A 14,067-nucleotide genomic window follows, 5' to 3' on the forward strand; every position below is an offset into this window, starting at 1 on the left:
ACCATGACCTTCCCCTCCGCACCCACTGGTCCGGTGCCTCCGGTGTCCCCTGATCCTGCGTCGTCGGTGCCGGCCGGTCCTGCGTCGTCCGTGCCCACCCGCCCTACGCCTGCCGTACCCACCGGCGCCGCCCCCTCCCCCTCCCCCTCCCCCTCCGGCGACCCCGCACCGTCCCCGGCCGGCGGCCCTGCGGTGTCGGTGACGGCCGGTGGTGGGCCCTCCGCCGCCGTACGGCGGACCCCGTCGTCTGGCGCGGAGCGCGTCGGCACGCACCCCGGCCGGCCCCATGTCACCGCCCTGCACCTGTCCGCCTTCGGCGCGCACCGGGGCGTCGGGCTTCCGGTCGGGCCGCTCACCCTCCTCGCCGGGCCCAGCGGCTCCGGCAAGACCACCGCCCTGCGGGCGTACGAGGCGCTGGCCCGGCTCGGCGGCGGCGCCGAACTGGGTGAGGTGTTCCCCGACCCGGTGGCCTGGGTACCGGAGCGGGCCCGGCCCGACGCGCAGGGCCGCCGCGGCTTCCGCATCGGCTGCACGGCGGACGGCCCGGCCGGCCCCGTACGGCTCGATCTCGCGGTCCAGGCCGAGCCCCACCTGCGCGTGGTGGGCGAGCGGCTCACGTCGGACGGGCTCGTCCTGCTGGAGACCGCCCTGCGCGATCCGGCGCGGCGCACGGTGCAGGCCGCCTGGCACACGGCGGGGGCGACGCCGGTGACCCGGGCACCGCTGCCGGACGACCGGCTCGGCACCGCCCTGCTGCCGCTGCGCGTCGCGGGCAAGACGCCCGGGCAGCGCAGGGTGCTCGCCGCCGCCGAGCAGATGGTGGTGGCGCTGCGCTCCGTCTTCCCCTGCGACCCACGGCCCGACGTCATGCGCGGCCCCGTACCGGCCGGCACCGGGCGGCTGCTCGGCGGCTGCGCCAACCTCGCCGACGTCCTGTGGCGCACCCGCGCCGAATGCGGGCGGCGGCACGCGCAGTTCGTCGCGGCGGTGCGCGCCGGGTGCGCCGGACCGGTGGCGGACGTACGCGCCGAGCCCGGCAGCGGGGGAGTGGTCCGCGCGCGGCTCGACCGGGGCGACGGCATCCGTACGGACCTCGGCCGGCTCGGCGACGGCGAACTGCGCTACCTGGCGCTGGCGCTCGTCCTGCTCACCGGCCCCGGTGTCCTGGAGATCGACGCGCCCGGGGAGGTGCCCGCCGCCCTCCAGACGCTCACCGTGCTGGCCGACGGACTCGACCGGCACCTGGACGTCCGGCAGCGGACCGAACTGCTGCGGCTGGCGGCGAGGATGTCCGAGCGCGGGCACATCCGGCTCGTCGGCGCGGTGAGCGACCCCTCCTGGGCCGCCGGGGTCGACGGGATCACGGTGGTACACCTGACTCCGTGACCGAGCCTCAGCACGAACCGCCCCCGGACCTGGCGACGCTCCAGCGCCGGCTCGCCGAGTTCGCCGCCGCGCGCAACTGGCAGCCGTACCACACGCCCAAGAACCTCGTCGCCGCGCTGAGCGTCGAGGCCTCCGAACTCGTGGAGATCTTCCAGTGGTTGACGCCGGAGGAGTCGGCCCGGGTGATGGACGACCCCGGTACCGCGCACCGTGTGACGGACGAGGTCGCCGATGTCCTGGCCTACCTGCTCCAGTTGTGCGAGGTGCTGGGCGTCGATCCGCTCCGGGCGCTCGCGGCGAAGATCGACCGGAACGAGCACAGGTTCCCGGCGCCGTGAGGAGGTGATCACTCCACTATTACTCTCCGTGGTCAACGGGTGGGGCGAGTCTGAATTGTTGTCCACAGATTTCCGTCTTCCCCTGGCTTTTCGTCTCAAGCGCCCTCACTCTGGGTAGTGGACCGGTGTGGGAGTTCGGGCGGACGCGCGGGAGCGCGCGTCGGACAGACGGGGGCAGCGCATGGACGCGGTGCGGCTCATCGTGACGAGCAGGCGTGCCCTGGCGGCCGGCGGCGCGGCGCCGGAGGTCCTGACCGAGGTGTGGCAGGCGCAGGCCCTCGCGCAGGCGATAGGCAGCCGCCTGGCGGTCTCCGGCCCGCCCGAACTGCGCGGCGAGGCCATCGGGTTGACGGAACTCGCGGGCCGGGGCTGCGGAGTGCTCGACACCCCGCAGCTCGGCCCGGGTGAACTGCGCGCGGCCCAGCTCACGGAGTTGGGCGACGCCCGCCAGGCTCTGGTGTATCTCGGCGGACTGCTCGGCGAGGTCGGCATCGCCCTCGTCGGCCTCGCCAGCGCCGCGGAGGAGGAGAGCACGTACTGGCAGTGCATGGAGGCCATCGACGCGGCGGACGAGTCCCGGGACCGGGTCCGCGAGATGCTCCGCAGACTCGCGGACCGCGAACAGGCACTCCCGGAACGCGAGGCGGGGTAGCGAGCCGATTCCCTGGCGGGGCCTGCCCCCGGCTCACTTCTTCCGCAGAGCCGACGGCTTGTGCATCGCCGACTTGCCGGACTTGTCGCTGCGGACCTCGTACTGCGGTTCCTCCGGCGAGGCCGCCACCTCGCGCCCGGCTGCCTCCGTGCGTTCGGTGATCTCCCGCTCGACGGTGCCCTCGGTCTCGCTGCCGTGGCTGCGCCAGGCGACCTTGTCGCCCTTGCCGGGCTTGTCCTGCCCCTTGCGGCCCCGGCTCCGGCTGTCCTTCGCCATCGTCTCGTCCTCTCTCCCGGCTCCCGCACGGCACACCCCCCCGGCCGGTGCCCTCAGGTGTCCGGACGGGCGGTGTGGTCGGGGTGGCCGACGGTGCGGCGGGCTTCCTTGAGCTCCGCCTCGTACAGGTGGGACCGCCCGTCGGCGAGCTCCGCCACGGCCGCGCGCTCCAGGTCCCGGAACGGCCCGTAGTACGTCTCGTCGTAGGCCTCCACGACCTGGAAGGTCCAGTGCCCCGGGATGACGTTGCGGCCGAGCACCTGCGTGCGCACCCTCTCGGCCCACTCGGGGTGGCCCGCCTCGCGGAGCAGCCGCACCGCCCGGTCCAGCTCGAGGTCGGCGCTGCCCGTCAGCCGGTGGAACCCGTACAGCAGCCCGCGGGCGTGCTCGGTGGTCTCCAGGGCCTTGGACAGCGATCCGAGGGCCTCCACCGTCTTGTCGCTGAGGCCGTGGGGCCGCTGATGCGCACGGTCGGGACCGTCACCGTTGCTCGTCATGGATGCCTCCGTCGGTCGTGGTGGGAAGTGCCCTCTCCCAGGAAGGACAAACCGATCAAAAGGTACATATCCGATTAGTACGGTGATGCGCGTAGAATGGATGGGTTCATTCCGCGCCACCAGGCGGACCCAGGCTGGAGCGCTCATGCCACACCCGTCCACCGCCCCGGACGACGGCTCCGGCTCGGACACCCTCTTCGGCCTCGACGCGCTCGCCCCCGGGTCACCGGCGCGCGCGGACAGCGGCGACCGGCCGGACCGCGACCACCCCGAGGCGCGCCGCCTGCTGCCGGTGCGGGAGATCTACGCCGAACCCGCCGCCGCGCTCTCCCCGCGCGGGCGCCAGATCATCGGCCGCTTCCCCGGCGCCCGCCTCGTCGAGGTCGCCTCCCACTGGCGCATCCCGGAACTGCACGGCAACGACGGCAACATCGAACGCTGGGTGCGCGTCAAGGGCGAGACGCTCGTGCTGGGCGAGAAGAAGTCCCTGACGACCCGCCCCAACGGACGCTCGGCGGACTGGATCGCCCCCGGCCCCTCCAACGGCTGCGCCATGGCCTGCGCCTACTGCTACGTGCCGCGCCGCAAGGGCTACGCCAACCCGATCACCGTCTTCACCAACATCGATCGGATCATCGCCCACCTGGGGCGCCACATCGCACGCCAGGGCCCGAAGCCCGAGCCCAACCAGTGCGACCCCGAGGCCTGGGTGTACGACATCGGGGAGAACGGCGACTGCTCGGTGGATGCCCTGATCTGCGACAACACCGCCGACCTCGTGCACGCCTTCCGGGAGTGGCCCACCGCCAAGGCGTCCTTCGCCACCAAGTTCGTCAATCCCGGCCTGCTCGCGCTCGACCCCCAGGGCCGTACGCGCGTCCGGTTCTCCCTGATGCCCGCGGACGACTCCCGGCTGCTGGACCTGCGCACCTCGCCCGTGGCCGCACGTATCGCCGCCGCGGCCGACTTCCTGGACGCCGGCTACGAGGTCCACTTCAACCTCTCCCCGGTGGTCGTACGCCCTGGCTGGCGGGAGGCGTGGGGGGACCTGCTGACCCACCTCGACGACGTCCTCCCCGAGCGGGTCAAGCGGCAGGCCGCCGCCGAGGTGATCATGCTCACCCACAACCGGGGGCTGCACGAGGTCAACCTCGGCTGGCACCCCCGTGCCGAACAGGTCCTGTGGCGACCGGAACTGCAACAGGCCAAGCGCTCGCAGAACGGCGCGCTCAACGTGCGCTACCGCAACCGCGTCAAGGCCGAGGCGGTGAGCGACCTGCGCGCTTTGATCGCCGCGCACGCTCCGTGGCTCCGTGTGCGGTACGCGTTCTGACGGCTGCCCCGCACGGCCACCGGGCCCGGTGGCCCGCCGCCTGACACCGCTTCCCACCCGGCACGGCCTCTCGCCCGGCGCCCCTCCACAACCCGAGAGCCGGACACCCCCCGGCACCCCCACCCCCTCGGCATCCCCGCCCACTACCGGCCTCCCAGCTCGGGGTATCCGCGCCCACCACCGACCGTCCGCGCCCGAGGTATCCCGTGAAGCCCGTCACCTGGTTGACGCCTTTTCACCCGGCCGGGGAGAACAGCGGCCGGATACCGGAGGACCCCGCCACACCGCGAGCAGGCAGGATGGAGACATGGATCTTCGCATCTTCACCGAGCCCCAGCAGGGGGCCACCTACGACACGCTGCTCACCGTGGCCAAGGCCACCGAAGACCTCGGTTTCGACGCATTCTTCCGTTCCGACCACTACCTCCGCATGGGCTCCGTGGACGGCCTGCCCGGCCCCACCGACGCCTGGATCACCCTGGCCGGCCTGGCCCGCGAGACCAGCCGCATCCGGCTCGGCACGCTGATGACCGCCGGCACCTTCCGGCTCCCCGGGGTGCTCGCCATCCAGGTCGCGCAGGTCGACCAGATGTCCGGCGGCCGTGTCGAACTCGGCCTGGGCGCCGGCTGGTTCGAGGAGGAGCACAAGGCGTACGGCATCCCCTTCCCGAAGGAGAAGTTCGCCCGCCTCGAGGAACAGCTGGAGATCGTCACCGGGCTGTGGGCGACCGAGGTCGGCAAGACCTTCGACTTCCACGGCACGTACTACGACCTCACCAACTCGCCCGCCCTGCCCAAGCCCGCGCAGGAGAAGATCCCGGTGCTCATCGGCGGCCACGGCGCCACCCGCACCCCGCGGCTGGCCGCGCGCTACGCCGACGAGTTCAACATCCCGTTCGCCTCCATCGAGGACAGCGAGCGCCAGTTCGGCCGCGTCCGGGCCGCCGCGCAGGAGGCCGGCCGCGACCCCGACGAGCTCGTCTACTCCAACGCCCTCGTCGTCTGCGTCGGCCGGGACGACCAGGAGGTGGCCCGCCGGGCCGCCGCGATCGGCCGCGAGGTCGACGAACTCAAGCTCAACGGCCTGGCAGGGTCCCCCGCCGAGGTCGTCGACAAGATCGGCCGCTACGCCGAGATCGGCTCCCGGCGCATCTACCTCCAGGTCCTCGACCTCGGCGACCTGGACCACCTGGAGCTGATCTCCGCCGAGGTCCAGTCGCAGCTGTCGTAACCCGCGGCTCGCGCGATCGCTGAGCTGTGACGCGCCTGTGACCCGGAAGTATGGCCTCCGCCACAGCTCGGCCGATCCCGCCCTGGTGGGGTGGCCGGATGCACCGAGCCACCCCCCTCGCCCTGCTTCTCGCCCTGGGGCTGACGCTCGCGGCGTGCGGCCCCGGGTCCGCGACGTCCGCCGCCGAAGCGCGGCCCACCGCGTCGGACGACCCGGCGTTCCTGCCCTTGGACGCCTACGACATGACCGACGACGACGCCCGCGCGGTCGGCCGGGCCCGATGGACCCTCGCCAAGCAGTGCATGCTGCGCCTGGGGTTCACCGGCCAGCGGGACCTGCCCACCGACCCCGTGCCCGCCTGGCCCGTACGGCCCGCCGGAACCGGGGCGTTCGCGCTCACGCTGTACGCCTCGGACGAGCTGCGCTACGGCGTCCAGGACCCGGACGAGGCCGCGGCGTACGGCTACCGCGGAGCCCAGGCCGCGTACGAGCGCCGCCACCCGGCGAGGAAGTGGACGCTGGACGAACACCTCGCCCTGACGGGGCAGTTCCTGCGCGGCGACCCCAGGACCGCCCACGGCCGGCCGATCCCCGAGCGCGGCTGCCTGGGCGAGGCGGACCGCAGGATCCACGGCAGCAGTCCCATGGACCGCAAGGACGCGGTCCTGACGCTGAAGAACGAGAGCCTTCGGCAGGCCGAGCGGGACCCGGCCTGGAAGAAGGCGGACCGGGCCTGGTCGGCCTGCATGAAGACCGCGGGCTTCCCCTACGCCACGCCCGCCGAGGCCCAGGAGGGCAGCGACCGCCGGCAGCAGGAGCTGACGGACCGGCTGTCCGGCCGGCGCACCGACCCCGACGAGCCGACGGCACGGGAGAAGCGGACCGCGGTCGCCGACGTCCGGTGCAAGAAGCAGACCGGCTACGTCCGCACGGTGCACGCGGTCGACGTACGCGTGCAGAACCGGCTCATCGCGCGCGACCGGCCGAGGCTGGAGGAGCAGCGCGCGTGGAACCGCAAAGCCGTCCGCACCGCCCGTGCCCTCCTCGGCGACGACGGGTGAGGGACCGCGCCGCGGGGCTGCCCGGCGGCGGAAAATGCCCGACCTGGCGGGGGGCGATCCCGGTACGTTGAGCAGGCACACCGAGCCCGCGCACGCATGCGCACGGCGCCCGGCCCTCCGGCGCGCATCCCCGGCTCAGACATCTGACGAGGCTCCCGCATGTTCCTGACGATCAGTACCACCGGTACGCCCGAGCGCCCCGCGACCGACCTCGGTTTCCTGCTGCACAAGCACCCGGACAAGGCACAGGCGTTCTCCACCTCCTACGGCACCGCGCACGTCCTCTACCCCGAGGCGGACGCCCGGCGCTGCACGGCGGCGCTGCTGCTGGAGGTGGACGCGGTGGCACTGGTCCGCCGCGGCAAGGGCAAGGGCCGCGGCGGCGCCCCCGACGCGGCCCTCGCGCAGTACGTCAACGACCGTCCCTACGCGGCCTCCTCGCTGCTCGCCGTGGCGCTGAGCAGCGTCTTCTCCAGCGCCATGCGGGGCGTGTGCCGTGCCCGCCCCGAGCGCGCCGCCGAGCCGCTGCCCCTGCGCATCGAGATACCCGCGCTGCCCGCCCGCGGCGGCCCCGGCCTCGTACGGCGCCTGTTCGAGCCGCTGGGCTGGACGGTCACCGCCGAACCGGTGCCGCTGGACACCGAGTTCCCGCAGTGGGGCGACTCGCGGTACGTGCGTCTGGTCCTGGCCTCAGCCGGCCTCACCCTCGCCCAGGCCCTGCGCCACCTGTACGTCCTGCTCCCCGTCCTCGACGACGCCAAGCACTACTGGGTCTCCTCCGACGAGGTCGACAAGCTGCTGCGCGCGGGCGACGGCTGGCTGGCCGACCACCCGGAGCACAAGCTCATCACCGCCCGCTACCTGTCGCGCCGCTGGTCGCTCACCCGGCAGGCCATGGAACGCCTGGAGCTCGTGCGGCTGGCCGAGGCCGACGACAGCGAGGTCGAGGAGATCGACAACGCGGTCGAGGCGGAGACCGAGGCCGAGGAGAAGCCGGCCCCGCTCGCGGTACAGCGCCGCGAGGCGATCCTGGCCGCGCTGAAGCGGTCCGGCGCCGCTCGTGTGCTGGACCTCGGCTGCGGTCAGGGCCAGTTGGTGCAGGAGATGCTCAAGGACCCGGCCTTCACCGAGATCGTCGGCGTCGACGTGTCGATGCGCGCCCTGACCATCGCCTCCCGGCGCCTGAAGCTGGACCGCATGGGGGAGCGGCAGGCCTCCCGCGTCACGCTCCTGCAGGGCTCGCTGGCCTACACCGACAGCCGGCTGGGGGGCTACGACGCGGCCGTGCTCAGCGAGGTGATCGAGCACGTCGACCCGCCCCGGCTGCCCGCCCTGGAGTACGCCGTGTTCGGCGCGGCCCGCCCGAGGACCGTCGTCGTGACCACGCCCAACGTCGAGTACAACGTGCGCTGGGAGAGTCTGCCGGCCGGTCACGTCCGGCACGGCGACCACCGGTTCGAATGGACCCGCGAGGAGTTCCGCGCCTGGGCCCGTGACGTGGCCGCACGGCACGGTTACGACGTGGAGTTCGGCCCCGTCGGCCCCGACGACCCCGAGGTGGGACCGCCCACCCAGATGGCCGTGTTCGTCATGAACACCGCCGCCGCGACGACCGGGAAGGAGGCGAAGGCGGCATGAGCGAGAACCGGACCAAGGAGCGGGTCCTGCCCGTCACCGACCTCTCCCTCGTCGTCCTCGTCGGCGCGTCCGGCTCGGGCAAGTCCACTTTCGCCCGACGGCACTTCAAGCCCACCGAGGTCATCTCCTCCGACTTCTGCCGGGGCCTGGTCAGCGACGACGAGAACGACCAGAGCGCCACCAAGGACGCCTTCGACGTCCTGCACTACATCGCGGCCAAGCGCCTGGCGGCCGGCCGCCGCACGGTCGTGGACGCCACCAGCGTGCAGCAGGAGGCCCGGCGCGCGCTGATCGACCTGGCCAAACAGCACGACGTGCTGCCCATCGCCATCGTGCTCGACGTGCCCGAGGAGGTGTGCGCCGAGCGCAACGCGGCCCGCACCGACCGCGCCGACATGCCGCGCCGGGTCATCCAGCGCCACATCCGCGAACTGCGCCGCTCCCTGCGCCACCTGGAGCGCGAGGGCTTCCGCAAGGTCCACGTCCTGCGCGGCGTGGAGGAGATCGAGCACGCGACGATCCGCACCGAGAAGCGGTTCAACGACCTGACCCACCTCACCGGCCCCTTCGACATCATCGGCGACATCCACGGCTGCTCAGCCGAACTGGAGGCCCTGCTCGGCAAGCTGGGCTACGCCGACGGCGTGCACCCCGAGGGCCGTACGGCCGTCTTCGTCGGCGACCTCGTCGACCGCGGCCCGGACAGCCCGGGCGTGCTGCGCCGCGTGATGTCCATGGTGAAGTCCGGCAACGCGCTGTGCGTGCCCGGCAACCACGAGAACAAGTTCGGCCGTCACCTCAAGGGCCGCAAGGTCCAGCACACCCACGGCCTCGCCGAGACCATCGCGCAGATGGAGGGCGAGAGCGAGGAATTCCGGCAGGAGGTACGGGAGTTCATCGACGGCCTGGTCAGCCACTACGTCCTCGACGGCGGCCGGCTGGTCGTCTGCCACGCCGGCCTGCCCGAGAAGTACCACGGCCGCACCTCCGGCCGGGTCCGCAGCCACGCCCTGTACGGCGACACCACCGGCGAGACCGACGAGTTCGGGCTGCCGGTGCGCTACCCCTGGGCGGAGGACTACCGCGGCCGCGCCGCCGTGGTCTACGGCCACACCCCGGTCCCGGAGGCCACCTGGCTGAACAACACCATCTGTCTGGACACCGGCGCCGTCTTCGGCGGCAAGCTGACCGCGCTGCGCTGGCCGGAGCGCGAGCTGGTCGACGTACCGGCCGAGCGCGTCTGGTACGAGCCGGCCAAGCCGCTGCGCAGCGAGGCGCCCGGCGGGCAGGACGGGCGGCCGCTGGACCTCGCGGACGTGCGCGGCCGCCGGGTGGTCGAGACCCGGCACCAGGGCCGCATCGCGATCCGCGAGGAGAACGCGGCCGCGGCCCTGGAGGTCATCAGCCGCTTCGCCATCGACCCGCGGCTGCTGCCCTACCTCCCGCCGACCATGGCACCGACGGCCACCTCGCACGTCGAGGGCTACCTCGAGCACCCGGCGGAGGCCTTCGCCCAGTACCAGGGCGACGGCGTCGCGCGGGTGGTGTGCGAGGAGAAGCACATGGGCTCGCGGGCCGTGGCCCTGGTCTGCCGGGACGCGCAGGCGGCCCGCAGGCGCTTCGGCACCGACGCCTCCACCGGGTCCCTCTACACCCGTACCGGCCGCCCGTTCTTCGACGACCCGTCCGTCACCGAGGAGATCCTCGGCCGGATACGGGCGGCGGTGGACGCGGCCGGCCTCTGGCAGGAGCTGGACACCGACTGGGTGCTGCTGGACGCCGAGCTGATGCCGTGGTCGCTGAAGGCCACCGGCCTGCTGCGCTCCCAGTACGCGGCGGTCGGCGCCGCATCCGGGGCGGTGTTCCCGGGCGCGCTGGCCGCCCTGGAGGGCGCGGCGGCCCGGGGCGTGGAGGTCGCTGACCTGCTGGCCCGGCAGCGGGACCGGGCCGCCGACGCCGCCGCGTTCACGGCCGCGTACCGCCGCTACTGCTGGACCACGGACGGCCTGGACGGCGTGCGCCTGGCGCCGTTCCAGATCCTCGCGGTGCAGGGCCGCAGCCTGGCCGGCCTGCCGCACGACGAGCAGCTCGCCCTGATCGACCGGCTTGTCGAGCACGACGGCGGCGGCCTGCTCCAGACCACCCGGCGCCTGTACGTCGACACGGCCGACCCCGAGTCGGTCCGGGCCGGCATCGACTGGTGGCTGGAGATGACCGGCCGCGGCGGCGAGGGCATGGTCGTCAAGCCGGTCGGCGCGCTGGTGCGCAGCGCCGAGGGCCGCCTGGTGCAGCCCGGCATCAAGTGCCGGGGCCGCGAGTACCTGCGGATCATCTACGGCCCCGAGTACACCCGCCCGGACCACCTGACCCGGCTGCGCGGCCGCTTCCTGAACCACAAGCGGTCCCTGGCGATCCGCGAGTACGCCCTCGGCCTGGAGGCCCTGGACCGGCTCGCGCAGGGCGAGCCGCTGTGGCGGGTGCACGAGGCGGTGTTCGGGGTGCTGGCCCTGGAGTCGGAGCCGGTGGACCCGCGCCTGTGAGGACGTGGGCGACGGCATGCCGTCGCCCACCCCCCTCGCTGTGCCCGGCGATGTCAAGCAGCCTGGTTCGGCGCGCGCCGATGGGCCGGCTTCGCTGGTCGGTCAGGTGTGAGCCCGCGCGGATCCCGCCCGGTTTCGCGACACAGAGGGGTGAACACGCGTCCGGTTGGTCAGGATGGAGACATGACCTACCACGTCGACTCCGAGGCCGGGCGGCTGCGCCGCGTCATCCTGCACCGGCCCGACCTCGAGCTCAAAAGGCTCACCCCCAGCAACAAGGACGCGCTGCTCTTCGACGACGTGCTGTGGGTGCGCCGGGCGCGCGCCGAGCACGACGGGTTCGCCGACGTGCTGCGCGACAGAGGCGTCGCCGTCCACCTCTTCGGCGACCTGCTCACCGAGGTACTGGACATCCCGGAGGCCAGAGCGCTCGTCCTGGACCGGGTCTTCCACGAGAAGGCGTACGGCCCGCTGGCCACCGACCACCTCCGGGCCGCCTTCGAGACGCTGCCCGCCCGGGAACTGGCCGAGGCGCTGGTCGGCGGGATGACCAAGCGGGAGTTCCTGGAGGCCCACCCGGAGCCGACCTCCGTGCGCTTCCACGTCATGGAGCTCGACGACTTCCTCCTGGCCCCGCTGCCCAACCACCTGTTCACCCGGGACACCTCCGCCTGGATCTACGACGGGGTCTCCGTCAACGCCATGCGCTGGCCCGCCCGGCAGCGCGAGACCGTGCACTTCGAGGCGATCTACCGCTACCACCCGCTGTTCGCGCACGAGTCGTTCCACGTCTGGTCCGAGGGGCTGGCCGACTACCCCTCCACGATCGAGGGCGGGGACGTGCTGGTCATCGGCAACGGGGCCGTCCTGATCGGCATGAGCGAGCGCACCACCCCGCAGGCCGTGGAGATGCTCGCGCACAAGCTGTTCGCGGCCGGCTCCGCCGAGACCATCGTGGCCCTGGACATGCCGAAGCGGCGCGCCTTCATGCACCTCGACACCGTGATGACGATGGTCGACGGCGACACCTTCACCCAGTACGCGGGGCTCGGCATGCTGCGCTCCTACACCATCGAGCCGGGCGTCGGCGACAAGGAGCTGAAGGTCACCGACCACCCGCCGGAGCACATGCACCGCGCGATCGCCGCCGCGCTCGGGCTGAGCGAGATCCGGGTGCTGACCGCCACCCAGGACGTCCACGCGGCCGAGCGGGAGCAGTGGGACGACGGCTGCAACGTGCTCGCCGTCGAGCCGGGTGTCGTGGTCGCCTACGAACGCAACGCCACCACCAACACGCACCTGCGCAAGCAGGGCATCGAGGTGATCGAGATCCCGGGCAGCGAGCTCGGGCGGGGCCGGGGCGGGCCGCGCTGCATGAGCTGTCCGGTCGAGCGCGATGCTGTATAGCCATGCGAATTTTCGTATAGAATTCCAGCCGTCCGTGTTCCGCCAGACCTGGAGCGCCCCATGGCGACTGTCCCGACCGCCCTCGCCGGCCGCCACTTCCTCAAGGAGCTCGACTTCACCGCCGAGGAGTTCCGCGGTCTGATCGAGCTGGCCGCCGAGCTGAAGGCCGCGAAGAAGGCCGGGACCGAGACCCCGTACCTGCGCGGGAAGAACATCGCGCTGATCTTCGAGAAGACCTCCACGCGCACCCGTTGCGCCTTCGATGTGGCCGCCGCCGACCAGGGCGCCCACACCACCTACCTCGACCCGTCCGGCTCGCAGATGGGGCACAAGGAGTCCGTGAAGGACACCGCGCGGGTGCTGGGGCGGATGTACGACGCGATCGAGTACCGCGGCGACAGCCAGGAGAAGGTCGAGGAGCTGGCCGCGCACGCCGGCGTGCCCGTCTACAACGGCCTGACCGACGACTGGCACCCCACCCAGATGCTCGCCGACGTGCTCACCATGACCGAGCACTGTGCCAAGCCGCTGGGCGGGATCTCCTTCGCCTACCTCGGCGACGCCCGCTTCAACATGGGCAACTCCTACCTGGTCACCGGCGCCCTGCTCGGCATGGACGTACGGATCGTCGCGCCGAAGAGCTACTGGCCCGCCCAGGAGATCGTCGACCGGGCCCGGGAGCTCGCCGAGCCGAGCGGGGCCAGGATCACGCTCACCGAGTCCCTGGAGGAGGGGGTGCGGGGAGCCGACTTCGTCGCCACCGACGTGTGGGTCTCCATGGGCGAGCCCAAGGAGGTCTGGGACGAGCGCATCGCCGCCCTCGCCCCCTACGCGGTGACCATGGACGTGCTGCGCGCCACCGGCAACCCGGACGTGAAGTTCCTGCACTGCCTGCCGGCCTTCCACGACCTCGGCACCAAGGTCGGCCGGGAGATCTTCGAGACGCACGGCCTTGCGTCCCTCGAGGTGACCGACGAGGTCTTCGAGTCCGCCCACTCGGTCGTCTTCGACGAGGCGGAGAACCGGCTGCACACCATCAAGGCCGTGCTGGTGGCGACCCTCGCCTGACCGCGCGCCGGCCGCGACCGGCGGGTCACTGCGAGCCGCTCCGCTGGCGCGGTACCACCGGCAGCCTGAACCACACCGCCTTGCCCGACTCGGTCGGCCGGTGCCCGCACGACGAGCTCAGGGCGCGGATCAGCAGCAGCCCCCGCCCGTGCTCCTGCCAGGGGTCGGGCTCACCGGCGCCCGGCCGGGTCAGATCGCCCGGCGGCGCCGGGTCGGGGTCGTGCACCTCGACCTGACAACCGGTCGGCAGCAGCTCCACGACCAGCTCTATCGGCGTGTCGCCGGTGGTGTGCTCCACGGCGTTGGCCACCAGTTCCGCCGTGAGCAGCTCCGCGGTGTCGCTGTCGGCGGCGTGCTCCAGCTCGGCCAGCGCCGTACGCACCAGGGCGCGGGCCACGGGCACGGCCGCGACGGAGTGCGGCAGCGCGATGCGCCAGGAGGCGGAGGCTGAGGGGCGTTCGTGCAAGGCGGGTCCGTTCATGGAGCAGGTAGTCCTGCTTTCAACCTGAGGAATGGTACGGGGCCGCCCGACGGAGGCGTCCGACGGGCACCGTCCGGGACCGTCGGCCCCGGCACCGGGCGGCTTACCCCGGCCAACGCCCCGCCTCGCACGACGACTCCCGCCGTTACGGGTGTGTCG

The 14,067-nt window shown here is 72.8% G+C and carries 13 protein-coding genes; 10 read left to right on the forward strand and 3 right to left on the reverse strand.

Features of this window, described 5'->3' with window-relative positions; all coding sequences use genetic code 11:
• The first annotated feature begins 297 nt into the window (after positions 1–297).
• The 3 genes from AB0K80_RS29830 (at position 298) to AB0K80_RS29840 (ending at position 2,376) form a co-directional block, all read left to right on the forward strand.
• Positions 298–1,386, forward strand: coding sequence for an ATP-binding protein (locus AB0K80_RS29830; protein ID WP_365675089.1), 1,089 nt, complete (start codon positions 298–300; stop codon positions 1,384–1,386).
• Positions 1,383–1,724 (forward strand): nucleotide pyrophosphohydrolase, encoded by a 342-nt coding sequence (locus AB0K80_RS29835; RefSeq protein WP_365674980.1) that lies wholly within the window; start codon positions 1,383–1,385, stop codon positions 1,722–1,724. The genes AB0K80_RS29830 and AB0K80_RS29835 overlap by 4 nt, the downstream gene beginning before the upstream one ends.
• Before the next feature lie 181 nt (positions 1,725–1,905).
• The gene (locus AB0K80_RS29840) at positions 1,906–2,376 is read left to right on the forward strand and encodes a DUF6099 family protein (RefSeq protein WP_365674982.1); all 471 of its coding nucleotides are present in this window, start codon (positions 1,906–1,908) and stop codon (positions 2,374–2,376) included.
• 33 nt (positions 2,377–2,409) lie between these two features.
• On the opposite strand, the gene AB0K80_RS29845 is transcribed toward AB0K80_RS29840, so the two are convergent.
• Together AB0K80_RS29845 and AB0K80_RS29850 are read right to left on the reverse strand one after the other, a co-directional pair.
• Complete coding sequence (locus tag AB0K80_RS29845; protein ID WP_365674984.1) at positions 2,410–2,652, reverse strand: DUF2945 domain-containing protein; 243 nt, start codon at positions 2,650–2,652, stop codon at positions 2,410–2,412.
• 53 nt (positions 2,653–2,705) lie between these two features.
• Positions 2,706–3,149, reverse strand: a complete 444-nt coding sequence (locus AB0K80_RS29850) for a hypothetical protein (protein ID WP_365674985.1) — start codon at positions 3,147–3,149, stop codon at positions 2,706–2,708.
• Positions 3,150–3,294: 145 nt separating this feature from the next.
• On the opposite strand from AB0K80_RS29850, the gene AB0K80_RS29855 reads away from it, so the two are divergent.
• The 7 genes from AB0K80_RS29855 (at position 3,295) to argF (ending at position 13,427) form a co-directional block, all read left to right on the forward strand.
• Complete coding sequence (locus AB0K80_RS29855) at positions 3,295–4,482, forward strand: spore photoproduct lyase family protein (protein WP_365674987.1); 1,188 nt, start codon at positions 3,295–3,297, stop codon at positions 4,480–4,482.
• A 307-nt stretch (positions 4,483–4,789) separates the two neighbouring features.
• Positions 4,790–5,713, forward strand: a complete 924-nt coding sequence (locus AB0K80_RS29860) for an LLM class F420-dependent oxidoreductase (protein WP_365674989.1) — start codon at positions 4,790–4,792, stop codon at positions 5,711–5,713.
• 98 nt (positions 5,714–5,811) lie between these two features.
• Complete coding sequence (locus AB0K80_RS29865; RefSeq protein ID WP_365674990.1) at positions 5,812–6,774, forward strand: hypothetical protein; 963 nt, start codon at positions 5,812–5,814, stop codon at positions 6,772–6,774.
• 159 nt (positions 6,775–6,933) lie between these two features.
• Entirely contained in the window at positions 6,934–8,412 is a 1,479-nt protein-coding gene (locus AB0K80_RS29870; RefSeq protein ID WP_365674992.1) for a 3' terminal RNA ribose 2'-O-methyltransferase Hen1, read from the forward strand.
• A complete protein-coding gene (locus tag AB0K80_RS29875; RefSeq protein WP_365674993.1) occupies positions 8,409–10,952 on the forward strand; it encodes a polynucleotide kinase-phosphatase in 2,544 nt (847 codons plus the stop codon). The genes AB0K80_RS29870 and AB0K80_RS29875 overlap by 4 nt, the downstream gene beginning before the upstream one ends.
• Positions 10,953–11,135: 183 nt before the next feature.
• A complete protein-coding gene (locus tag AB0K80_RS29880) occupies positions 11,136–12,359 on the forward strand; it encodes an arginine deiminase (RefSeq protein ID WP_365674995.1) in 1,224 nt (407 codons plus the stop codon).
• Between the two features lie 60 nt (positions 12,360–12,419).
• On the forward strand, positions 12,420–13,427 hold the full coding sequence (gene argF, locus AB0K80_RS29885; RefSeq protein ID WP_365674997.1) for an ornithine carbamoyltransferase: 1,008 nt from the start codon (positions 12,420–12,422) through the stop codon (positions 13,425–13,427).
• Between the two features lie 25 nt (positions 13,428–13,452).
• On the opposite strand, the gene AB0K80_RS29890 is transcribed toward argF, so the two are convergent.
• Entirely contained in the window at positions 13,453–13,908 is a 456-nt protein-coding gene (locus AB0K80_RS29890; protein WP_365674998.1) for an ATP-binding protein, read from the reverse strand.
• Positions 13,909–14,067 lie beyond the last annotated feature (159 nt).

This window comes from Streptomyces sp. NPDC052682 (assembly GCF_040678435.1).
GTDB lineage: Bacteria > Actinomycetota > Actinomycetes > Streptomycetales > Streptomycetaceae > Streptomyces.